General features: G+C 72.0%; 17 protein-coding genes. 11 read left to right on the top strand and 6 right to left on the bottom strand.

What is annotated here, in order from left to right:
* A partial coding sequence (locus tag M8J74_RS32320; protein ID WP_249839850.1) for an SUKH-4 family immunity protein occupies positions 1–1208 on the top strand: 1208 nt, incomplete at its 5' end.
* 231 nt (positions 1209–1439) lie between these two features.
* Complete coding sequence (locus M8J74_RS32325) at positions 1440–2327, top strand: coiled-coil domain-containing protein (protein WP_249839851.1); 888 nt, start codon at positions 1440–1442, stop codon at positions 2325–2327.
* A 68-nt stretch (positions 2328–2395) separates the two neighbouring features.
* On the opposite strand, the gene M8J74_RS32330 is transcribed toward M8J74_RS32325, so the two are convergent.
* The 3 genes from M8J74_RS32330 to M8J74_RS32340 form a co-directional block, all read right to left on the bottom strand.
* A complete protein-coding gene (locus tag M8J74_RS32330) occupies positions 2396–4009 on the bottom strand; it encodes a sodium/solute symporter (protein ID WP_249839852.1) in 1614 nt (537 codons plus the stop codon).
* Positions 4006–4422 (bottom strand): DUF485 domain-containing protein, encoded by a 417-nt coding sequence (locus M8J74_RS32335; RefSeq protein WP_249839853.1) that lies wholly within the window; start codon positions 4420–4422, stop codon positions 4006–4008. Before M8J74_RS32335 ends, M8J74_RS32330 begins: the two co-directional genes overlap by 4 nt.
* Positions 4423–4630: 208 nt before the next feature.
* Positions 4631–6160 carry an MFS transporter gene (locus tag M8J74_RS32340; protein ID WP_283948875.1) on the bottom strand — a complete coding sequence of 510 codons (1530 nt, stop codon included), beginning with the start codon at positions 6158–6160 and terminating at the stop codon, positions 4631–4633.
* Positions 6161–6548: 388 nt separating this feature from the next.
* Between M8J74_RS32340 and M8J74_RS32345 the strand changes: the two genes are divergently transcribed.
* From M8J74_RS32345 to mfd, 3 genes are all read left to right on the top strand, one after another.
* The gene (locus M8J74_RS32345; RefSeq protein ID WP_249839854.1) at positions 6549–7337 is read left to right on the top strand and encodes an ABC transporter ATP-binding protein; all 789 of its coding nucleotides are present in this window, start codon (positions 6549–6551) and stop codon (positions 7335–7337) included.
* Positions 7334–9913: an ABC transporter permease gene (locus tag M8J74_RS32350; protein ID WP_249839855.1), complete on the top strand. Its 2580-nt coding sequence runs from the start codon at positions 7334–7336 to the stop codon at positions 9911–9913. The genes M8J74_RS32345 and M8J74_RS32350 overlap by 4 nt, the downstream gene beginning before the upstream one ends.
* Positions 9914–10135: 222 nt before the next feature.
* Positions 10136–13666: a transcription-repair coupling factor gene (gene mfd / locus M8J74_RS32355; protein WP_249839856.1), complete on the top strand. Its 3531-nt coding sequence runs from the start codon at positions 10136–10138 to the stop codon at positions 13664–13666.
* Positions 13667–13775: 109 nt separating this feature from the next.
* Here mfd and M8J74_RS32360 read toward each other — a convergent pair whose 3' ends face one another.
* Positions 13776–13967, bottom strand: coding sequence for an antitoxin (locus M8J74_RS32360; RefSeq protein ID WP_058924876.1), 192 nt, complete (start codon positions 13965–13967; stop codon positions 13776–13778).
* A 202-nt stretch (positions 13968–14169) separates the two neighbouring features.
* On the opposite strand from M8J74_RS32360, the gene M8J74_RS32365 reads away from it, so the two are divergent.
* Positions 14170–14886, top strand: a complete 717-nt coding sequence (locus M8J74_RS32365) for an HNH endonuclease family protein (RefSeq protein ID WP_249839857.1) — start codon at positions 14170–14172, stop codon at positions 14884–14886.
* A 109-nt stretch (positions 14887–14995) separates the two neighbouring features.
* Here the strand turns inward: M8J74_RS32365 and M8J74_RS32370 are convergent, their stop codons facing one another.
* Both M8J74_RS32370 and M8J74_RS32375 read right to left on the bottom strand, forming a co-directional pair.
* Positions 14996–15724, bottom strand: coding sequence for a hypothetical protein (locus M8J74_RS32370; RefSeq protein ID WP_249839858.1), 729 nt, complete (start codon positions 15722–15724; stop codon positions 14996–14998).
* A gap of 115 nt (positions 15725–15839) precedes the next feature.
* On the bottom strand, positions 15840–16547 hold the full coding sequence (locus tag M8J74_RS32375) for an Rv1352/Rv1906c domain-containing protein (RefSeq protein WP_249839859.1): 708 nt from the start codon (positions 16545–16547) through the stop codon (positions 15840–15842).
* A 208-nt stretch (positions 16548–16755) separates the two neighbouring features.
* Between M8J74_RS32375 and M8J74_RS32380 the strand changes: the two genes are divergently transcribed.
* From M8J74_RS32380 to M8J74_RS32400, 5 genes are all read left to right on the top strand, one after another.
* Entirely contained in the window at positions 16756–18945 is a 2190-nt protein-coding gene (locus tag M8J74_RS32380) for an N-6 DNA methylase (protein ID WP_249839860.1), read from the top strand.
* Positions 18946–19085: 140 nt separating this feature from the next.
* Positions 19086–19772, top strand: a complete 687-nt coding sequence (locus tag M8J74_RS32385; RefSeq protein WP_249839861.1) for a hypothetical protein — start codon at positions 19086–19088, stop codon at positions 19770–19772.
* A gap of 38 nt (positions 19773–19810) precedes the next feature.
* Positions 19811–21307: a serine/threonine-protein kinase gene (locus M8J74_RS32390; protein ID WP_275297645.1), complete on the top strand. Its 1497-nt coding sequence runs from the start codon at positions 19811–19813 to the stop codon at positions 21305–21307.
* Positions 21308–21458: 151 nt separating this feature from the next.
* Complete coding sequence (locus tag M8J74_RS32395) at positions 21459–22286, top strand: glycoside hydrolase domain-containing protein (RefSeq protein WP_249839862.1); 828 nt, start codon at positions 21459–21461, stop codon at positions 22284–22286.
* Positions 22287–22443: 157 nt separating this feature from the next.
* A complete protein-coding gene (locus M8J74_RS32400; protein ID WP_249839863.1) occupies positions 22444–23091 on the top strand; it encodes a SurA N-terminal domain-containing protein in 648 nt (215 codons plus the stop codon).
* Positions 23092–23212: the final 121 nt, after the last annotated feature.

Genomic DNA, 23212 nt, shown 5'->3' on the forward strand with positions numbered 1-23212 from the left:
CGCCGCAAGCCCCCGGTGAGCCCCCCGCTCCGGGCGCACCCGGCATTCCGGGCGCCCCCGGCATGGCACCGCCCGCTCCCCAGCCGGCGATGCCGCCGGCCCCCGGCAGCATGCCTCCGCCGGGGCAGCCCCTGCCCGGCCAGCAGCCGCCACCCCCCGGCCAGCCCATGCCCGGGCAACCCGTGCCGGGTCAGCAGCCGGCGTACGGCTACCCGCAGCCTCAGCCGCAGGGGCAGCCGACGGTCGGCCCCGGCTATCAGGCTGTGCTGCGATACCGCGCGCAGGACGGTTCGGAGCAGCAGCTGATCCGGCGTTCGGCGCCGGGCATGCCGCATCCGGAGTGGCAGATCTTCCACGAGCTGCGCGGTATGAACGTGCCGCCGGACCAGGTGCTGGAGCTGCACACCGAGTTGGAGTCGTGCGAGCTGCCGGGCGCGTACTGCGCGCGGATGATCCGGGAGCAGTGGCCGCAGGCGCGGATCACGAGCATCGCGCCGTACGGCACGGATCATGCGAGCCGGCAGCAGGGCATGCAGCAACTGCTGGCGCATCAGGGTGAGTTGCACCAGGTGGCGGACGGGCCCGCGCGGCCGGCGCCGGTGCGGGCGCCGTTGCCGCCGGTGCAGTCGTCGCCGCCGGTGCCGCCGGAGGCGATCGCGCAGGAGCTGGGCGGGGCGTTCGGGCCGGGGATCTTCCGGTTCGAGCAGCAGGCCGTGTCCCGGCAGGGCGTGCCGCCGATCGTGGCGCAGTCGCTGGTGGTGGCGGGGCTGCCGATGGACATGGGCCCGTTCTTCTGGGCGCAGGCCCAGCCGGGGCGGCCGGTGCCGACGCTCGCCGAACTGGCGCAGGAGCGCGGTGTGCAGCCGGCCTCGGACGCGGGCTCCTACCTCGTCATGGGCAGCGACTTCGGCAAGGCGATCTGTGTGCAGTACGGCTCGGCGAACATCGTGGCCGTGCCGGTGGAGGCGGGGCCCGGTGGGGCGCCGGTGCCGCCGCAGTTCGTGAACACCGGGCTGCCCGAGTTCCAGCGCTGCCTGGCGCTGCTCGGGCGGATGTGGCGGCTGCGGTTCGGGCTGAACCAGGAGCAGGCGGGCCGCTGGACCGTCGACTTCCAGGCGCAGCTCGCCTCGCTGGACCCGGCGGCGCTGGGATCGCCGGAGAGCTGGTGGTCGGTGCTGCTGGAGGAGATGTGGGACGGCCTGCTGTAACACCCTGTTGAGCCCGCGTGAGCGGACTCTCGGGCCGGGCCCGGTCGTTGTGACCGGGCCCGGCCTTTTTGCGTCCCCGCAGGCACGCCGACTGCGCGGTCATGCGCGTACGTGTCCGCACCTGACCGTGACCCTTGCGCGGAGTGTCGCGTTATGAACACTTCCGTCCTATACCTCAAGATGTGCGCGCAATCATCTTTTCGTGTCCGTTCGGCGCAGAGGGGTTCCAGGATGAGCAGCGCATCGGTCTCGCCCCACGGCTTCGGGGTCGTACGGGGGCGCGGTTACCGGCCCGATCAGGTCGACGCCTACGCCGCCGCCCTCTCCCGCGACCGGGATGCCGCCTGGGAGCGGGCCGCCCGTCTCACCGTGCTCGCCCGGGAGATGGAGGAGGAGGCGGCGCGGTTGCGGGAGGCGGTGGCGCGGCTCGCGCCGCAGACCTACGAGTCGCTCGGGGAGGGCGCGCGGCACCTGTTCGAGCTCGCTCGGCAGGAGGCGGCCGCCGTGCGGGAAGGCGCACGTCAGGAGGCGCAGCGCCGTGCGGAAGAGGCGCAGGAGTGCGCGGACGGCGTGCGGGACGCGGCGCAGGCGCACGCCGACGCCGTGCGCGCCGAGGCCGACGAACGCGCCCGTCAGTGCCTGATCGCCGCCCGCGCCGAGGCCGACGAGATCCGTGTCTCCGCCCGGCGTGAAGTGAAGCAGAGGCGTGGTAAGGCTCTGGGCGCGCTCCGGGACGTGCGCCGCCGCACCTCGGAACAGCTCGCCGAGCAGGCCGAGGAGCTCGCCGAGCGCTGGGAGGAGGTGGAGCGGGCGGAGGCCGAGCGGGTGGCCGCGGCGGCGGCGCGGGAGGCCGAACGGGTGGCGCTGGCGGAGGAGACGCTGTCGGAGGCGAAGCGGGCGTTCGGGGAGGCGGAGGAGGCCGGCCGCCGCTGCCAGGAGGAGGCACGCGCGCGTGCCGCGGAGATCCTCGCGGACGCGCGGCTGCGGGAGGAACGGATCGCCCGGGAGACCGAGCGGGTGCTGCGCGAGCACGGGGAGCGGTGGGACGACGTGCAGGCGCAGATGGACTACGTACGAAGCAGTCTCACGGCGTTGACGGGGTCGACGCAGGGGGAGTGACAGCGCGCCGGGGGGGCGGCCACCGTGGTGGCCGCCCCCCCGGCGCGAGTTCGCGGGGTGGGCGTGCTTCAGGCGCCCCTGCGTACCGCCCCCGCCAGGATCCACCCTTCCACCGCCTCGTACTCGTGCCGCTCTTCCTCCGCGGTGCGCCGGCCGGACAGGACCGTTCCGAGCCAGCCGAAGGCGAAGCCGAGGGGGATGGTGAGCACGCCCGTCGTCGTGAAGTGGAACCAGTTGAAGTCGGCCTCGGGGAAGGCGGAGACGGGGGAGCCGGAGACGAGGTTCGTGCCCGGCATCACCACGAGCACGGCCAGGGTGCCGCCGATGAGGGTGCTGAGCAGGCCCGTCCGGGTGAAGCGGCGCCAGAAGAGGCTGTAGAGCAGGGCCGGGGCGATGGCGGAGGCGCCCAGGCAGAAGGACAGCGTCACCAGGGGCTGCAGGCTGCGGTGCTGGACCAGGGTGGCCAGCAGGATCGCCGGTACGCCCACCGCGAGCGCCGAGGCCCGGGCCAGCGCCATCTCGCGGCGGGCCGACAGCTTGCGCATGTGCGTGGCGAAGACGTCGTGGGCGAGGGAGTTGGCGCAGGCGAGGATCATGCCGGCGACGGACGCGAGCAGGGTCAGGAAGATCGCCGTGGTGACCGTCGTGAACAGGAACGTTTCCGCTGTGGAGACGTCGGGGCCGAACGCGGCCCGGGAACCGAGCAGGTAGGCCGTGTTGCCCTGCGGGTCGGCCTGGGCGATGACCGAACGTCCGATCAGCGCCGTGGCGCCGAAGCCGACGACCGTCATGATCAGGACGAACACGACGACGGACGACACCGCCCAGGACATCGACCGGCGCACCTGGCGGGCGCTGTTGGCGGTGTACATGCGCATCGTGACGTGCGGGAGGCAGGCGCCGCCGATGACGACGGTGAGTTCCGAGGTGATCATGTCCAGGCGGGGGTTGGGGCTGCCCGCGAACTGCACGCCGGAGTGCAGGAACCGGGAGCCGACCCCGCTCTGCGCGGCGGCGGCGTGGAAGAGGGCGCCGGGGTCCCAGTCGAAGCGGCTCAGCACCAGCAGGGCGACCACGGCTCCCGAGCCGAGCAGCATGACCATCTTCAGGATCTGGATGAGGGCCGTGCCCTTCATGCCGCCGATCGCCGCGTAACTGATCATGAGGGCGCCGAGCCCGATGATGCAGCCCGTCTTCAGCGCGTCGCCGGAGAAGCCGAGGATGAAGGCCAGCAGCTGCCCGGTGCCGGCGAGCTGGACCAGCATCAGCGGCAGCAGCGCGGCGATGGTCACCACGCACGCGGTGATGCGCACCGCGCGTCCGGGCATCCGCCGGGTCAGGGCGTCGCCCATGGTGAACCGGCCCGCGTTGCGCAGGGGTTCGGCCAGCAGGAACATCAGCAGCATCAGGGACAGGGCGGTGCTGAGGGCCAGCACGATGCCGTCGTAGCCGCACAGGGCGATCACCCCGCCGGTGCCCAGGACGCTCGCCGCGGAGATGTAGTCGCCCGCGATCGCCAGGCCGTTGCGCATGGGGGAGAGGGAGCCGTAGCCGGTGTAGAACTCGTCGAGGTCGTCCCGGTCGGGGCCGGTCATCACGCACAGCAGCAGCGTGATGGTGGCGATGGCGGAGAACGCGACGAGGGACATCGCCTGCGCGTTGCCGCTGAAGCCGTTGGTCATCGCCGGGCCTCCCGCCTGGCGTCCAGTGCGGCCTGCTTGCGGATGCGGTCCGCGATCGGGTCGACGCGACGGCGGGCCGTGCGCTCGTACAGCGCGATCGCCACCCAGGTGATGGGGATCTGCAGGACGGCGAGCAGCAGTCCGGCGGGCAGTCCGTCCACGACGCCGGTGGTCATCACCGACGGGGCGAAGGCGGACAGTGCCAGGAAGAGGACGAAGTAGCCGAACGCGGTGAGCGCGGCGGTACGGCGCTGCCAGCGGTAGGCGCTGCGCAGCTCGCGCAGGTCGCTGTGGTGACCGAGGGGCTGGTGGGGCGGACGGGGCGGGGCGAAGCGCTCCGGCGGGGCGCTGTGCGGCTGCCACGGGTAGGTGGCGTCGTACGCAGGGGATGGGCCGTAGGGCTCATGGGACATCCCTGTGCTCCTTGCGTGGCTCGGGTCCCGTACGGGACCGCAGGGAGGTGGGGGGCGGGCGAGCCACGCACGTTACTCGCCAGTTCGAGGGTGCGCGAGGGTTTCCACAAACTGGCTGGTCGGTACGCGCTTACTACGCTGAGCTGCGGTGTTACCCGCGTTAACCCATCGATCGGGTGGATGACCGGGCGGAGATCGCCCCCTGCCGTCAGTCCTTGAGCACCGGAAAACGCCGCGGCGCCACGAGCAGCAGCACCAGGAAGGCGAGCGCCGCCGCGCACCCGGCGCCGACGTACACCGCGTGCACCGCGTCCGCGATGGCGCGCCGGGTCGCCTCGGGCACGCCGTCGCCGTCCAGCCCCCGCGTCACCGCGTCCAGGTCGCCGGCGCCGCCCAGGCGGGAGGCCAGCACCCCGTTGGCCACCGCGCCGAACACGGACGCGCCGACCGTCTGGCCGGTCTGGCGGCAGAAGAGCACCGACGCCGTCGTCGTCCCGCGCTCCGCCCAGCCCACCGTCGACTGCACCCCGACGATCAGCGGGAGCTGGAACAGCCCCAGCGCCGCCCCCAGCAGCAGCATCAGCAGCGCGGGCTGCCAGGCGGCGCCCGGATACGGCAGGAACGGGAACGCGAACAGGATCAGCGTCGCCGTACCGATGCCCAGCAACGCCGTGTTCCGGAAGCCGATCCTGCGGTACACGTGCTGGCTGAGCGCCGCCGACACCGGCCAGCTCAACGTCCATACGGACAGCACGAATCCGGCCGCCACGGGTGCCAGGCCCAGCACCGACTGCGCGTACGTCGGCAGGAACACGCTCGGCGCCACCATCAGCAGCCCCAGCGCGCCCAGCGCCAGATTGACCGCGGCGATCGTCCGGCGCCGCCACACCCACCCCGGGATGATCGGCTCGGCCGCCCCGCGTTCGACCACGACCACGACACCGGCCAGCGCCAGTCCCGCGCCGAACAGGGCCACGGACGGCGCCGACAGCCACGGCCAGGCCACCCCGCCCTGCACCAGGGCCGTCAGCAGCACACCGCCGCAGGCGAAGACCGCGCACGCGCCCGCCCAGTCGATCCGCGGACGTCCGGCCGACTCCCGCTGCGGCTCGTGGAGATGGCGGACGATCAGCCACAACGCCACCGCCCCGATGGGCAGGTTGACGAGGAAGATCCAGCGCCAGTCGGCGTACGCCGCCAGGACCCCGCCCAGGCCCGGGCCGGCCACCGCGGACACCGCCCACACCGTCGACAGCTTGGCCTGGATCTTCGGGCGCTCCTTGAGCGGGTACAGGTCCGCCGCCAGCGTCTGGACCGTGCCCTGCAGGGCCCCGCCGCCCAGGCCCTGGACGATGCGGAAGGCGATCAGCGCTCCCATGTTCCAGGCCCCCGCGCACAGCAGCGAGCCGAGCAGGAACACCGCCGCGCCCGCCACCAGCACCGGCTTGCGGCCGAAGGTGTCGGAGAGCTTGCCGTACACCGGGAGCGTGACGGTGACGGCGAGCAGATAGCCGGAGAAGAGCCAGGAGAAGTACGAGAAGCCGCCGAGGTCGCCGACGATCTGCGGCACGGCCGTGGAGACGACGGTGGCGTCGAGGGCGGCCAGGGCCATCGTGAGCATCAGCGCGGCGACCACGGCGCCTCTGCGTCCGGTGGACGCCGGTGGCCGCTCCCGCGCCACCTCGGCCCGTATGCCGGTCTCCCCCTGGTCCACGGGATTCCTTCCCCTTGCATCCATCCGCCGCGGGACAGCTTCCCACTTGAGCCTCACGTAGCGGCAGGGTGCAGGCTCGGTGGGCCGGTGGGTGGAGCGAACCCCGAGGCGGTCTCCACCCGTCGGTGGACTGCCCCTAAGGGTTCCTCCGTACTACGGCTCGGGGAGGGTTCGTCCCACTGGAGGACGAGAAGGCCGGGGGGCCGTCCTTAACCTGGCTTTACGCCGCTGGGGGGCGGTTGACCGAACCGGCGGGGGTGGGGTTTTCCCCCGTACAAGAGGGTGCCGGGCACCAGCGCGCCGGACCCCTCCGCGGGACCAGACTCATCGTCGAAGCAGTTCGGGACACACACCGGCTCGCACCGCACAGGGGCCGGGCGACTCATTCAATGACCGACATAGGAGATACGCCATGACATCGGCCGTGACCATTCCCAGGCACGGGGGCACTGGAGGGCGTACGGCCGTTGCCGCGCGAGCGCGGCAGGTCGTCAAGGCGTACGGGACCGGCGAGACCCGTGTCGTCGCCCTCGACCACGTCGACGTGGACATCGCCCGCGGGCAGTTCACCGCGATCATGGGGCCCTCGGGCTCCGGCAAGTCCACGCTGATGCACTGCCTCGCCGGGCTCGACACCGTGACCTCCGGGCAGATCTATCTGGACGAGACCGAGATCACCGGCCTGAAGGACAAGAAGCTCACCCGGCTGCGGCGCGACCGGATCGGGTTCATCTTCCAGGCGTTCAACCTGCTGCCCACGCTGAACGCGATCGAGAACATCACGCTGCCCATGGACATCGCCGGCCGCAAGCCGGACCAGCAGTGGCTCTCGCGCGTGGTGGACACCGTCGGCCTGTCCGACCGGCTCAAGCACCGGCCCACCCAGCTCTCCGGCGGCCAGCAGCAGCGCGTCGCCGTCGCCCGGGCGCTGGCCGCCCGCCCCGAGATCATCTTCGGGGACGAGCCGACCGGAAACCTCGACTCGCGCGCGGGTGCCGAGGTCCTCGGCTTCCTGCGCCGCTCCGTCGACGAGCTCGGGCAGACCATCGTGATGGTCACGCACGACCCGGTGGCGGCGTCGTACGCGGACCGGGTGCTGTACCTCGCCGACGGCCGGATCGTCGACGAGATGCACCGGCCGACCGCCGAGGCCGTCCTGGACCGCATGAAGGACTTCGACGCCCGGGGACGTACGTCATGACCGTCCTGAAGACCTCCCTGCGCAACTTCTTCGCGCACAAGGGGCGCATGGCCCTGTCGGCCATCGCCGTGCTGCTGTCCGTCGCCTTCGTCTGCGGGACGCTGGTGTTCACGGACACCATGAACACCACCTTCGACAAGCTCTTCCAGGCCACCTCCTCCGACGTCACCGTCAGCGCCAAGGGCGCCTCCGACAGCGGTGAGACGACCTCCGACAACGGCAGGCCGCCCGTCATGCCGGCCTCCGTCCTGACCGAGGTGCGCGCGGCCCAGGGCGTGAAGTCGGCCGAGGGGACCGTCTTCTCGACTTCCGTGACCGTCGTCGACGCCGAGAAGGACAGCCTCTCGCCCTCCAGCGGCGCCCCCACCATCGTGGGCAGCTGGAACGGCAACGACGCCCGCACCATGAAGATCACCTCCGGTACGGCGCCCAAGGGCCCCGACCAGGTGATGGTGGACCGCGACACCGCCGACAAGCACCACCTCGAGCTCGGCGACGAACTCGCCGTGATCAGCGCCGTCGGCACGCACGACGCGAGGATCTCCGGCATCGCCGACTTCCAGGTCACCAACCCCGGCGCGGCGATCTTCTACCTGGACACCAGGACCGCCCAGCAGACCCTCGTGGGCAGGACCGGTGTCTTCACCAACGTCAACGTCACGGCCGCCTCCGGGGTGAGCGACCCGCAGCTGAAGAAGAACGTCCTCGCCGGACTCGGCACCGGCTACAAGGTGCAGACCGCCAAGGAGACCGCCGACGCCAACCAGAAGGACGTCGAGGGCTTCATGAACGTCATGAAGTACGCGATGCTCGGCTTCGCCGGGATCGCCTTCCTCGTCGGCATCTTCCTGATCATCAACACCTTCTCCATGCTGGTCGCCCAGCGCACCCGGGAGATCGGCCTGATGCGGGCCATCGGCTCCAGCCGCAAGCAGGTCAACCGGTCGGTGCTGGCCGAGGCGCTGCTGCTCGGCCTGGTCGGGTCCGTCCTCGGGGTCGGCGCGGGGGTCGGCCTCGCGGTCGGCCTGATGAAACTCATGGGCTCCATGGGCATGCACCTGTCCACCAGCGATCTGACGGTCGCCTGGACCACCCCGGTGGTCGGCCTGATCCTCGGTGTCGTCGTCACCGTCCTCGCCGCCTACCTGCCCGCACGCCGGGCCGGCAAGGTCTCCCCGATGGCCGCCCTGCGCGACGCCGGCGCCCCGGCCGACGCCAAGGCCGGCCGCGTACGGGCCCTGGTGGGCGTGCTCCTCACCGGCGCCGGCGGCTACTGCCTCTACCTGGCAGCGGGCGTCGGCAAGGCCGCCGACGGCTCGCTGTGGCTGGGCCTGGGCATCGTCCTCTCGCTCATCGGGTTCGTCGTCATCGGCCCGCTCCTCGCGGGCGGCGTGGTGCGCGTCCTGGGCGCCGTACTGCTGCGGATGTTCGGCCCGGTCGGCCGCATGGCCGAGCGCAACGCGCTGCGCAACCCGCGCCGCACCGGCGCCACGGGCGCCGCCCTGATGATCGGGCTCGCGCTGGTCGCCTGCCTGTCGGTGGTCGGCTCCTCCATGGTCGCCTCCGCCACCGACCAGCTCGACAAGACCGTCGGCACGGACTTCATCATCCAGTCCGACAGCGGGCAGCTGGTGACCCCGCAGGCGGTCAAGGCGGTCAAGGACACGCCGGGGCTGGCCCGGGTCACCGAGTACCGCTCGATGAAGGCCGACTACACCACGCCCGACGGCAAGCTCCTGAAGGACACCGACATCACGGCGGCCGACCCGACGTACGCGACCGACCTGCGCACCAAGACGGTCGCCGGCAACCTCAAGGACGCCTACCGGCCGGACTCCATGTCCGTGCACGAGAAGTTCGCCAAGGCCCACGGCATCCACCTCGGCTCGACGATCAAGGTGGCCTTCCAGGGCGGCCGCACCGCGAACCTGACCGTCCGGGCGATCACCAGCAGCGACGTCGTGATCGACCAGGGCGCCAAGTACATGTCCATCGCGACGCTCGCCAAGTACGTCCCGGCCGACAAGATGCCTCTCGACCAGCTGGTCTTCGCCACCGCCGACAAGGGGCAGCAGGACGCCGCGTACAAGGCGCTGAAGACCGCGCTGCACGACTACCCGCAGTACAAGGTGCGCGACCAGACCGACTACAAGCAGGCGCTGAAGGACCAGATCGGCCAGCTGCTGAACATGATCTACGGCCTGCTCGCCCTGGCGATCATCGTCGCGATCCTCGGTGTGGTGAACACCCTGGCCCTGTCGGTGGTGGAGCGGACCCGGGAGATCGGCCTGATGCGGGCCATCGGCCTCTCCCGCCGCCAGCTGCGCCGCATGATCCGCATGGAGTCGGTCGTCATCGCCCTCTTCGGCGCCCTGCTGGGCCTGGGGCTGGGCATGGGCTGGGGCGCGACGGCCCAGAGGCTGCTCGCCCTGGAGGGCCTGAAGGTCCTCGACATCCCGTGGCCGACGATCATCGCGGTGTTCCTCGGATCGGCCTTCGTGGGCCTGTTCGCCGCCCTGATCCCGGCGTTCCGGGCGGGCCGGATGAACGTCCTGAACGCCATCGCCACCGAATAGCCACCGCATACGGGGGTTGCGGGGGAGCGGCCCGGCGCCGGGGAGTCTTGGGGGACTCGCCGGCGCCGGGCCTGTTCGGCTCTGGGAGACCAGCGCCACCGCCGGCGTTGTCCACAGCACCCGGCGCCCCCGCGAAGCGCGACGTACGCTGGAGGTACCCCCGGCCCGCAGCGCGCGTCGGGCGATTCGCGTTGCCCACCCCCCGGACGAAAGCCGCCCAGAATGAGCCTGCACGGTCTGCTCGACGCCGTCGTCAAGGACCCCGCCCTCGCGGAAGCGATCAAGGCGGGCGCCGACGGCAACCGCATGCACGTCGACCTGGTCGGCCCCCCGGCGGCCCGCCCCTTCGCGGTCGCCGCGCTGGCCCGCGAGACCGGCCGCCCGGTGCTGGCGGTCACGGCGACCGGCCGCGAGGCGGAGGACCTCGCGGCCGCCCTGAGGTCGCTGCTGCCGCCCGACGGCGTGGTGGAGTACCCGGCCTGGGAGACCCTCCCGCACGAGCGGCTGAGCCCCCGCAGCGACACCGTCGGCCGCCGCCTGGCCGTGCTGCGCCGGCTCGCCCACCCCAGCCCCTCCGACCCCGAGACCGGCCCGGTCTCCGTGGTCGTCGCGCCCGTACGATCCGTGCTGCAGCCGCAGGTCAAGGGCCTCGGCGACCTGGAGCCCGTCGCGCTGAGAACCGGCCGGACGGCCGACCTGAACGAGATCGTCGAGGCCCTCGCCGCCGCCGCGTACGCGCGCGTGGAGCTCGTCGAGAAGCGCGGCGAGTTCGCCGTACGAGGCGGCATCCTGGACGTCTTCCCGCCCACCGAGGAACACCCCCTGCGCGTGGAGTTCTGGGGCGACGACATCGAGGAGATCCGCTACTTCAAGGTCGCCGACCAGCGCTCCCTGGAAGTCGCCGAGCACGGGCTGTGGGCGCCCCCCTGCCGTGAACTGCTGCTGACGGACGACGTCCGTGCGCGTGCGCGTGCCCTCGCCGAGGAGCACCCCGAGCTCGGCGAACTGCTCGGCAAGATCGCCGAGGGGATCGCCGTGGAGGGCATGGAGTCCCTGGCTCCCGTCCTGGTCGACGACATGGAGCTGCTGGTCGACGTCCTGCCCAAGGGCGCCATGGCGCTCGTGTGCGATCCCGAGCGGGTCCGCACGCGCGCCGCCGACCTGGTCGCCACCAGCCAGGAGTTCCTCCAGGCGTCCTGGGCGGCCACCGCGGGCGGCGGCGAGGCGCCCATCGACGTCGGCGCGGCCTCCCTGTGGTCCATCGCCGACGTCCGGGACCGGGCCCGTGAGCTGGACATGATGTGGTGGTCGGTGTCGCCGTTCGCCGCCGACGACGAACTGGACGCTGACACCCTCAAGCTCGGCATGCACGCCCCCGAGACCTACCGCGGCGACACCGCCAAGGCCCTCGCCGACACCAAGGGCTGGCTCGCCGACGGCTGGCGCACGGTCTTCGTCACCGAGGGCCATGGCCCCGCGGCCCGCACGGTGGAGGTGCTGGGCGGCGAGGGCATCGCGGCCCGCCTGGACGCCGAGCTGGGCGAGATCTCCCCGTCCGTCGTGCACGTGGCGTGCGGCTCGATCGACTACGGCTTCGTCGACCCGGCCCTCAGGCTCGCGGTCCTCACCGAGACCGACCTGTCGGGGCAGAAGGCGGCCGGCAAGGACGGCGCCCGGATGCCGGCCCGTCGCCGCAAGACCATCGACCCGCTCACCCTGGAGGCGGGCGACTACATCGTCCACGAGCAGCACGGCGTGGGCCGCTACATCGAGATGGTGCAGCGCACCGTCCAGGGCGCCACCCGCGAGTACCTGGTCGTCGAGTACGCCCCCGCCAAGCGCGGCCAGCCCGGCGACCGCCTCTACATCCCCACCGACCAGCTGGAGCAGATCACCAAGTACGTCGGCGGTGAGGCCCCCACCCTGCACCGGCTCGGCGGCGCCGACTGGACCAAGACCAAGGCGCGCGCCAAGAAGGCCGTCAAGGAGATCGCGGCCGACCTCATCAAGCTCTACAGCGCGCGGATGGCGGCGCCCGGCCACGCCTTCGGGTCCGACACCCCCTGGCAGCGCGAACTCGAGGACGCCTTCCCCTACGCCGAGACCCCCGACCAGCTCACCACCATCGCCGAGGTCAAGGAGGACATGGAGAAGACGGTCCCCATGGACCGCCTGATCTGCGGCGACGTCGGCTACGGCAAGACCGAGATCGCCGTGCGCGCCGCCTTCAAGGCCGTCCAGGACGGCAAGCAGGTCGCGGTCCTGGTGCCGACGACCCTGCTGGTGCAGCAGCACTTCGGGACGTTCTCCGAGCGCTACTCGCAGTTCCCGGTCAACGTCCGGGCGCTCAGCCGCTTCCAGACCGACACCGAGGCCAAGGCGGTCCTGGAGGGCCTGCGCGAGGGCTCGGTGGACGTCGTCATCGGCACCCACCGCCTGTTCTCCTCCGAGACCAAGTTCAAGGACCTGGGCCTGGTCATCGTCGACGAGGAGCAGCGCTTCGGCGTCGAGCACAAGGAGCAGCTGAAGAAGCTGCGCGCCAACGTCGACGTCCTGACGATGTCCGCCACCCCGATCCCGCGCACCCTGGAGATGGCCGTCACCGGCATCCGCGAGATGTCGACCATCACCACCCCGCCGGAGGAGCGCCACCCGGTGCTGACCTTCGTCGGCCCCTACGAGGAGAAGCAGATCGGCGCCGCCATCCGCCGCGAACTGCTGCGCGAGGGCCAGGTCTTCTACATCCACAACCGGGTCGAGTCCATCGACCGGGCCGCGTCCCGCCTGCGCGAGATCGTGCCCGAGGCGCGCATCGCCACCGCCCACGGCCAGATGTCGGAGACCACGTTGGAACAGGTCGTCGTCGACTTCTGGGAGAAGAAGTACGACGTCCTGGTCTCCACGACGATCGTCGAGTCCGGCATCGACATCTCCAACGCCAACACCCTCATCGTCGAGCGCGGCGACAACTTCGGCCTCTCCCAGCTGCACCAGCTGCGCGGCCGGGTCGGCCGCGGCCGCGAGCGCGGCTACGCCTACTTCCTCTACCCGCCGGAGAAGCCGCTCACGGAGACCGCCCACGAGCGACTCGCCACGATCGCGCAGCACACCGAGATGGGCGCGGGCATGTACGTGGCGATGAAGGACCTGGAGATCCGCGGCGCCGGAAACCTCCTCGGCGGTGAACAGTCCGGCCACATCGCGGGCGTCGGCTTCGACCTGTACGTGCGGATGGTCGGTGAGGCCGTCGCGGACTACCGGGCCTCCCTGGAGGGCGGAGTGGAGGAGGAGCCGCCGCTGGAGGTCAAGATCGAGCTCCCGGTCGACGCCCACGTCCCGCACGACTACGCCCCCGGCGAGCGCCTGCGCCTGCAGGCCTACCGTGCCATCGCCTCCGCCAACACCGAGGAGGACGTCAAGTCGGTCCGCGAGGAACTCGTCGACCGCTACGGCAAGTTGCCCGAGCCGGTGGAGAACCTGCTGCTCGTGGCCGGCCTGCGCATGCTCGCCCGCGCGTGCGGCGTCGGCGAGGTCGTCCTGCAGGGCAACAACATCCGCTTCGCACCGGTGGAGTTGAGGGAGTCCCAGGAGCTGCGCGTCAAGCGCCTCTACCCCGGGACCGTCATCAAGCCGGCGGCGCACCAGGTGCTGGTGCCGCGGCCGAAGACGGCGAAGGTCGGCGGGAAGCCCTTGGTCGGGCGGGAGTTGCTCGGGTGGGTCGGGGAGTTCCTGACGTCGATCCTCGGATCGTGACCTTCCCGCACCACTTCTGAACAGGCGTCAGGCCACCCGCCCCACAGGGGGCGGGTGGCCTGGACGTCAGTGTGCGGCGAGCCGTTCGCGTGGGGCCGTGCGCGCCGGTCTACGGCTGGTCGGGGCGTTCGCGGTCGCGGTCCATGCCGAGCTGCTCCTCGAGCCTCTGCTGGCCCTGGTCGACCTGGCTCTCGTACTTGTTGCCCGTCCTCTCGTTGACCTTCTTCTCCGCGGCGTCGGACATGTCCCTGGCCTTGTCCTGCGCCATGCGGTTGCTCTTGAACCTGTCGAAGATGCCCATCCAGAGCTCCTTCCAGAGGTGACTCAGAATCGACGATACGACTGGTATGAGGCAAATGCCCACTCGTGGAGCGCCTGGCCGAAACCCTGCGTGACCCTCGTGCGTGCACCCGCGCGCCCTGTCGCTACGGTGTGCGCACAGTCGTACAGGGAAGACGCCCCGTGCGGGGGCCGACCGGGGTGGCAAAGGGGAGGGACGCGACGTGAGGCGTCTGAGGGGCGGGACCGCGGCTGCCGTCGTGCTGGTGGTCGCCGTGACCGGGTGCAAGGCGGAGACGACCACCGGGTCCGGCGGGCCGCAGGAGACCGGGGGCGGCGGCGCCGCCCTCACCGCGGCCGAGTCGCTGACCGTCAAGGGCCGCGCTCCGAAGACGGGCTACTCGCGGGAACGGTTCGGCACCGCCTGGGCCGACACCGACTCCAACTCCTGCGACACGCGCGACGACATCCTCAAACGGGACCTGGACGAGGTGAGGTTCACCGGCGGCCGCTGCAAGGTGTCGTACGGCGTACTGGAGTCGGACCCCTACTCCGGCAAGAAGGTCACCTACCGGCGCGGCCGCAGCCTCGTCGACATCGACCACGTCGTCGCGCTCTCCGACGCCTGGCAGAAGGGTGCCAAGTACTGGGACGCGGGCAAGCGCATCGCCCTCGCCAACGACCCGCTCAACCTCATAGCGGTGGACGCGAGCACCAACCGGGCGAAGGGCGACGGCGACACGGCGACCTGGCTGCCCCCGAACAAGGCGTACCGGTGCACGTACGTCGCCGCCCAGGTCGCGGTGAAGAAGAAGTACCAGCTGTGGGTGACCGCAGCCGAGAAGGCCGCCATGGAGAAGGTGCTCCGGACCTGTCCCGGGCAGAAGCTCCCCGCGGGCGGCAACCCGACCGACGCCCCGGCGCGGTTCCACGCGGGCTGACCGGGGTCTTCGCACGGTTCTGCGGGCACGACGGCGGCCCGGCAGGGTGCGCGCGCCGGTGGGCGCGCACGGCCTGCCGGGCCGGTCGGGCGTGTGACCGTGACGTGGATCAGGCGGTCTTCAGGTCCTTCAGGGACGTCAGGAGCCGGCCCGTCAGCTTCTTCGCGGTCGCGGCGCCGTTGTCGCCGCCCGCCGTGGAAAGCACGGTCACCACGGCGTTGCCCGAACGGGCCGCCACGAGCGTGGTGCCGTTCTGCCAGGCGCCGCTCGTCAGCGTCATGGTGTAGGCCTCGTCACCGAGCCCGGCCGTCGCGGCGCCCGCGACCTTCACCTTGGCGTGCGCGTCCGTGTCGGTGAACGTGGCGCACTCCGCCGCGACCGACTGGAGCCGCTTCATCACGTCCTGGGCCGTGGAGCCCTGGAACTCGTCGATCTCCTGGGCCATTTCCTCGGTCTTGTCCTGGTTGACGTAGTCGTCCTGCGCGAACGACACACCGCCCTCGTAGCCGGTCACCTGGATCCAGGACGTGGCCTCCAGCTTGGAGCAGTCCGGCTTGGCGGTCTTGCGGGCCGACGGGGACAGGAAGTGGCCGCCGCTGTCCGAGGCGCCGTCGGATTCGAGGGTGAACCCGGCCGGGAAGGCCGACGCGGGCGCCAGCGCCTTCTTCAGCTCCGTACCCGTGGCCAGACCGGCGTTGAGGTCCTTGGCCTTGGCCGGCTTGGCGTTCGCGCCCGTGTCGGCGGACGAGCCGGAGGGCGAACCGGAGGAACAGGCGGTGAGGGCCAGGGGGAGCGCTGCGACGGCGAACAGGCTGGCGGCACGGGGCGAGAGACGCATGACAGTCCTTCACGTGGTGGTGTGGGAGGGGAGGTGAGCGTGGGGGGCGGAAGACGGGGACGGGGGCGGTGCGGTGGCGATCGCGGGGCCGGCGACGGGAGTCGGTCCGGTCCGGTCAGGCCTTCTTCCAGTCCTTGCAGCCCGTCGTCTTGAAGTAGCCGTCCGAGGCGCTGATGGTGACGACGGCCGTGCCGCTGACGTTGTTGTTGGCGATGATGGAGTTCATGTCGCCCTTGGCGTCCTTGGTGCGCTCCCAGTAGCAGGAGTCGTCGGCGTTGCCGGTGGAACGGTAGGTGCCGGGCGCGATGTCGGCGCCGACCCGGAACATGCCGCCGTCGCCGGCCATCCGGGAGGCGGACGCGCCCTTGGCCTTCGCCTTGAGGTCGACGGCCTCCCAGTCCTTGCAGCCGTTGGACTTGAAGATCTTGTCGGTGGGCTTGACGGTCACGTAACTGGCGCCGGTGACGTTGTCGTTGGCCAGGATCGAGTCCATCTCGCCCTTGGCGTCCTTGGCGCGCTCCCAGTAGCACATACCGTCGCTGTTGCCGGTGGTGCGGTAGGTGCCGGGCTTTATGTCCTTGCCGACCCGGTACTCGCCGTCCCCCGCGAAGGCGGCCTTCTTCTGCGTGGCCTTCGCGCCGGCGTCCTTGCCCTTGGCGCTCTTCTCGCCGTCGGAGTCGTGGCCGGCGGACGCCGAGGAGCCCTTGCCGCTGGTGTCGTGGCCGTTGCCGTTGTCGCCGTTGCTGCCGGCGTTCGCCGACACGGCGCCGATGACGACGATCCCGACGACGGCCCCCAGTGCGACCTTGCCCTTCATGCCCATGGCTGTGTCCCCCCTCGGACGGTGCGGCCGCCTCCTTGGCGGCGGTCGCTGTTCGATGGGTCAATAAGAGCAGAGCTTGTGAACCGAGTCAACACTGTTCACGGAAGTCGATGTGTACACGAGCGTGAAGGGGTAGATCTTGCCTGCGTCGGTATGCTCGGCTCACACGCAGAGGTCGGGACACGGGGACGACGAGGGGAGCCGACGGGTGCAGGACAACGCGACAGAGGTGACCGCCGCCGGGATCGCCCGGCTGGCCGGCGTCGGCCGCGCCGCCGTCAGCAACTGGCGCCGCCGCCACGCCGACTTCCCCAAGCCGGTCGGCGGCACCGAGACCAGCCCCTCCTTCGCCCTCACCGAGATCGAGGCCTGGCTGCGCAAGCAGGGGAAACTCGCCGAGGTCCCGCTGCGCGAACGCGTCTGGCAGCAGCTCGCCGGGCACCCCGAGGGGCCGGTCACCGCGCTCACGCACGCGGGATGCGTCCTGCTGCTCATCCATGACCGGCCGACGGTGTGGCTCGAGGTGAGCTCGGGGTCGGACGAGCGGCTGGCCGCGATGCTGCCCGGGGCGCTGGAGCAGGTGCTGGTGCCGCGGTTCGGCTCGCGGCCCACGACCGGCCCGGCAGCCGTGAACGCTCCGGGGGCTGTGAACTCGCCGACCTCCGTCGACCAGCCACCCCGGACGAGCGCGCCGCACGCTGTGAACACGGCACCGCCGGTTCACGCCGTGAACACACCCTCAGCCGTTCACGCTGTGAACACCTCGCCGGCAGTTCACACCCCCACCGGCCCCCAGCTCCTCCCCTCCGCCCCCCTCCTGCGCGGCGCCGCCGAACTCGCCGCCGACCTGGGCGCCCGGCAGGCGTTCGAGTTCCTCCTCGGCCGGCATCTCGACGCCAACCCGCGCCAGTACACGCTCACGCCCGCCGAACTCGCCGGCCTCATGGCCGACCTGGCCGGCCCGGCCCGCACCCTCCTCGACCCGGCCGCCGGCACCGGCGCCCTCCTGCGCGCCGTCTCCGCCCGCCCCGACCAGGAGCTCTACGCCCAGGACGACGTCACCGACCTCGCCGCGCTCACCGCGCTGCGCCTCGCCCTGCACACCCGGGCCACCGTGCGCGCCGCCGCGGGCGACACCCTGCGTGCCGACGCCTTCCCGGACCTGCGCGCCGACGCCGTCCTGTGCCACCCGCCGTTCAACGAGCGCAACTGGGGACACGACGAACTCGCCTACGACCCCCGCTGGGAGTACGGCTTCCCCGCCCGCAACGAGTCCGAGCTCGCCTGGGTCCAGCACGCCCTGGCCCGTCTGCGGGACGGCGGCACGGCCGTGCTGCTCATGCCGCCCGCCGCCGCCTCCCGTCGCTCCGGCCGCCGCATCCGCGCCGACCTGCTGCGCCGCGGCGCGCTGCGCGCCGTCGTCGCGCTGCCCATCGGCGCGGCACCGCCGTACAACATCCCGCTCCACCTGTGGGTGCTGCGCCGGCCCGACAAGGCGCCCGCGCAGCCCGAGGTGCTGCTCGTCGACACCGGGCAGTACGCCACCGAGGGGCGCGGCGGGCCCGACTGGCGGGCCGTGCGCGAGGCCGTCCTCGACGCCTGGAGCGCCTTCGACCGGGCGGGCACCCTCCGGGAGGAACGCCCCGGCGTGGCCCGCTCCCTGCCCGTCATCGACCTCCTCGACGACGACGTCGACCTCGCGCCGGCCCGCCACCTGCCCCCGCCGGCCGCGGCCGACGGCACCGACGCGCTCACCGCCGTACGCGAACGCCTCGGCGACACCCTGCGCCTGACCGTCGACCTCACCCCGCCGCCCGCGGCCCCCGCGCAGCCCGCGCCCCGCTGGCCGTTCACGACCGTCGGTGAACTCGCGCGCGGGGGAGCCCTGGTGATGCGTACCGGTGGAAACGGCGGCCACGCGCGCGTGCCCGTTCTCACCGACCACGACGTCCTCGCCGGTACGGCGCCCTCCGGCACGCTCCCCGAGAGCGACGAGGAGGCCGTGCTGACCGAGCCGGGCGACGTCGTCGTACCGGTGCTCGGCGGTGGCGCGGTGGCGCGCGTGATCGACGACGCGACGGGGGGCGCCGCCCTGGGGCGCAACCTCGTGCTCCTGCGCCCCGATCCCGCGGCGCTCGACCCGTGGTTCCTCGCCGGCTTCCTGCGCGGCACCGCCAACAACCGTCAGGCCAGCAGTTATGCGTCCACGGCCACGCGCCTGGACGTGCGCCGGCTCCAGCTGCCCCGGCTCGCGCTCGACGAACAACGGCGCTACGGCGCGCGTTTCCGCGCACTCGACGAGTTCGAGCGGGCGCTCAGGCGCGCGAACCGGCTCGGGGATCAGCTCGTGCGCGGGATGTACGACGGGCTGACGGACGGGACGGTGACGCCCGGCTGAGACGGCCGAGAACCACGCGCCGCACCGGGAGCCGATCAGCACGACAACGGTTCGGTACAAGCCGGACCGGTTGTCCTTGTCGGCCTATACGCTCGGACACGGCACACACGTCCGCCCCCACCAGGCCTCCAGGAGCAGCCATGCAAGGCCCCGGCTACGCGCCGCCTCCGCCGAAGCGACCCTCGACGGGGGCGCTGGTCGTGCTGCGCGTGATCTTCGTGGCCGTGCCGATCCTGAGCATCGGGTTCCTGGCGTGGGTGGCGACGCTCCGCGCGGCGATCGTGACGCGCCGGGCGGCAGAGTGGTGGGTCTTCGCGGCCTCGGTGGTGGCCCTCGGCACCAGCTTCGCCTTCCTCAGCACCGACCACACCGACGACTTCAGCACGCCGAACGGCAACATCGGCATGAGCATCCTGCTGCTGAACGCCGTCGCCTGCGCCGGGTACTTCCTCTACGCGGACATACGTCACTTCAGCCGGCTCGGTGGAACGTACGCCGGCCGGCCGCCGATGACGCCGGGCTACGGATACCCGCACCCGTCCTCGCCGTTCACCGCGGCGACCGTGCCGAGCACCCCGCAGGCGCCCTACGCCCCGCCCCCGATGCCCCACACGCCCGCACCCCACACGCCCGCACCCCACACGCCCGCGCCCCACACGCCCGCCTCCCACACGCCCGTGCCGCACCCGCCCGCGACGGCCCCCGCGCCGCCGCAGCGGCCCGCGCCCGCCCGCATCGACCAGGTGCGCGCCGAACTCGACGAACTCAGCGACTACTTGCGCAAGCACCCCGGCGGGAGCGACGGCGACCACGAGGGCGGAAGGTGACCGTGACGGCAGGACGCGTCGTCGCCGGGCGGTACGAACTGTCCACGCTCATCGGGCAGGGCGGCATGGGACAGGTCTGGACGGCCTACGACCAGCGGCTCGACCGGCGCGTGGCGGTGAAGCTGCTGCGCCCCGACAAGGTGGCCGGGCAGGAGGCCGACGAACTGCGCCGGCGGTTCGTGCGCGAGTGCCGGGTGACGGCTCAGGTCGACCACCCCGGGCTCGTCACCGTGCACGACGCGGGCAGCGAGGGCGAGGAGCTGTTCCTCGTCATGCAGTACGTCGACGGCGCAGACCTCTCCGACCACCTCGCCGAACACGACCCGTACCCCTGGCAGTGGGCCGTCGCGGTCGCCGCGCAACTGTGCGCCGTGCTCAGCGCCGTGCACGCCGTGCCGATCGTCCACCGCGACCTCAAGCCGCGCAACGTGATGGTCAAGCAGGACGGCACCGTCACCGTCCTCGACCTGGGCGTGGCCTCCGTCATGGACGCCGACACCACCCGGCTCACCCACACCGGCACGCCCATCGGCTCGCCCGCCTACATGGCGCCCGAGCAGGCCATGGGCGGCGCGGTCGGCCCGTACACCGACCTGTACGCGCTCGGCGTGCTCCTGCACGAACTGCTCAGCGGCGACGTCCCGTTCGCCGGCTCCACGGCGCTCGGCGTGCTGCACCGGCACCTGTACGAGCCCCCGGTGCCCGTGCGCCGTGTCCGCCCCGAGGTCCCGGAACCGCTCGAAGCGCTCGTCCTGCGCCTGCTCGCGAAGGACCCGCAGCACCGTCCGGCGTCCGCGCAGGAGGTGTACGAGCACCTGGCGCTGCTCCTGCCCGCGCGAGGGACGCCCACAGGGGCGCCCCTCGACCCCACGCGCCCCTTCCTGCGCCCGCACGCCCCCTGGCCGGACCGCGCGCGCACGCCCGCGCCCCAGCCCGCCCCTGTCACGCCCGCCCCCGAGAGCGCCGAGAAACCCGACGTCGCGCGCGCCGTCGACGAGGTCAAGCGCCTCCTCGGCGAGGGCCGCATCACCCAGGCCGTCGACATCCTCGGCGCGATCCTGCCCGCCGCCGCGGAGCAGCACGGCGAGCACTCCCCGGTCGTGCGCACCCTGCGCAAGCAGTACGCGGCCACGCTCATGGACGACGGCCAGTACCGGCGCGCGCTGCCCGAACTGCGCCGTCTCGCCGACGAACGCGCCGCCGAGGCCGGGCAGGCCGACCCCCAGTCGCTGCGGTTCCGCTACGAGGCCGCCCAGTGCCTGGAGGCGCTCGGCGATCCGGCGGGGGCGCTCGCGGAGTACCGCGCGCTGCTGCCGTACTACGAGAACCAGTACGTGTCGGCGGGCGACCCCGAGCTCTCCCACGAGGTCCGCCGCCGCATGGGCCACCTCCTCCTCGCCCTCGGCGACCGCCCCGCCGCGCACGACACGCTCGCGCGCCTGCTGATGGACGTCGAGCGCCTGCGGGGCCCCGGCCACCCGCTCGCGGCCGAGATTCGCCGCACGCTGCAGTGGCTCGGGCAGGTGCGCGGCTGAAAGCGGCTGAAAGAAGGCACGATTTTGCCGTGCCGTGAGGGAATCTTGTGCATCCGTGGGGCTTGTGTTTCCCGAACGCATGAACGGCCCCGGATAAGTTGCGATTCGTTTTCGCCAGGCACGACGCCAGGCACAACCAAGGGTGGGGATCATGGCCGGCCACCGGCAGTCGAAGAAGCGCAGATACATCACGTGGGCCGTCGCCGGCGCCCCCGTCGTCGCCGGAGCGGGTGTGGCCGCGCAGACCTCCATGGCCGCCACCACCTGGCCCGCGCAGAAGACGTACACCGGGCGCGCCTTCGACACCTGCGCCGCGCCCTCCCTGTCCGCGATGAAGGCCTGGCACACCGGCTTCTACGGTGCCGCGGCCGTCTACGTCGGCGGCAGGAACCGGGGCTGCTCGCAGCCCAACCTCACCGCCTCCTGGGTCAAGTCCGTCAGCACCCTCGGCTGGAAGCTCATCCCGATCTACGTCGGCGCCCAGCCGCCCTGCCAGTCCGGTTCCAACCCCGAGAAGCTCACCGCCACGACCGCGGCCTCCCTCGGCAAGACCGACGCGGACGACGCCGTCGCCAAGGCCTCCGCGCTCGGCATGAAGGCCGGCAGCCCGATCTACCTCGACATGGAGTCGTACGACATCACGAACACGTCGTGCAACGACGTCGTGCTCACCTACGTACGCGCCTTCGACAAGGAACTGCGCGCCAAGACCTACCGCGCCGGCTACTACGGCTTCACCAGCTCCAGCGCCAAGGCCGTCGCGAACGCCACCGACAAGACGGACCTGCCGGGCAACCTCTGGTACGCGCTGTGGGACAAGCAGAACACCACGACGGCGGACTGGCCGTTCGGCTCGACCCAGTACACCGGCCACAGCCGCGGCCACCAGTACCTGGTCAACAGCAAGGAGACGCGCAACGGCTACACGATCACCGTGGACCGCGACGCGTGGGACGCCCCGGTGGCCATCACCGGCTGAGCCCGCCGAAGCCTCCCGGGCGCGGCGGTGCCCGAAGCCGCGGTGAATCGTTGGTCGAATGGGTCGGTCGAATGGGTTGGCCACAGCCGTCCCACTGCCTAACATCGATCACCGCAAGACTTTGTGCACCGTCGCACAATCTCCTCGGGAGGCTTCCTTGCACCGCCGCCGTCGCACCGCGCTCCTGCTCACCGCCGCGATCGCCGCCGCGGCGCCCGTCCTCACCGCCTGTGGAAGCGACTCGCATCCCGGCGCCGCGGCCGTCGTCGGCGGCCAGCGGATCACCGTGGCGCAGCTGGAGAACCGGGTCAACGAGGTCCGCACCGCCCAGCGCGCGGCCGTGGCGAACGACGCGCAGTACAAGCAGGCCGTCGCCCAGACCGGCAGCCTCACCCGCGACACCCTGCACAACATGGTGCTCGACCGGGTACTGCACCGGGCCGCCCAGGACAACGGCGTGAGCGTCACCCCCAAGGAGATCCAGCAGATGCGCAGCGGCCTGGAACAGCAGGTCGGCGGCTCCAAGGCGCTGGAGACGGCGTGGCTGCAGCAGTACGGCGTGGCCCCCGAGCGCCTCGACGACAACCTCCGCCTCCAGCTGGAGGCCCAGAAGCTCGCCCAGACCCTCGGCACCGACACCAGCAAGCCGGCCTTCTGGGGCGCCCTGGCCAAGGCGTCCAAGGAACTCCACGTCGACCTCAACCCGCGCTACGGCGCCTGGGACGTCCAGAAGAGCAGCCGCGTCGACGCGAAGACGCCGTGGGTGCGGGAGGTCACGACGGCGGCCTCGCAGGGCACCGCGTAGCCGGAGGAGTGGCCGGAGGAACGGTCCGGCAGCAGCGGCGGGCGCCCGTGTGGACGCCCGCCGGTGCCTGTGGATATCCGGCCCTGTGGCCTCCGCCTGTGGACAACTCACAGGGCTGTCG

Origin of the sequence: Streptomyces panaciradicis (genome assembly GCF_023516615.1) — a bacterium.
Classification (GTDB): Bacteria; Actinomycetota; Actinomycetes; order Streptomycetales; family Streptomycetaceae; genus Streptomyces; species Streptomyces panaciradicis.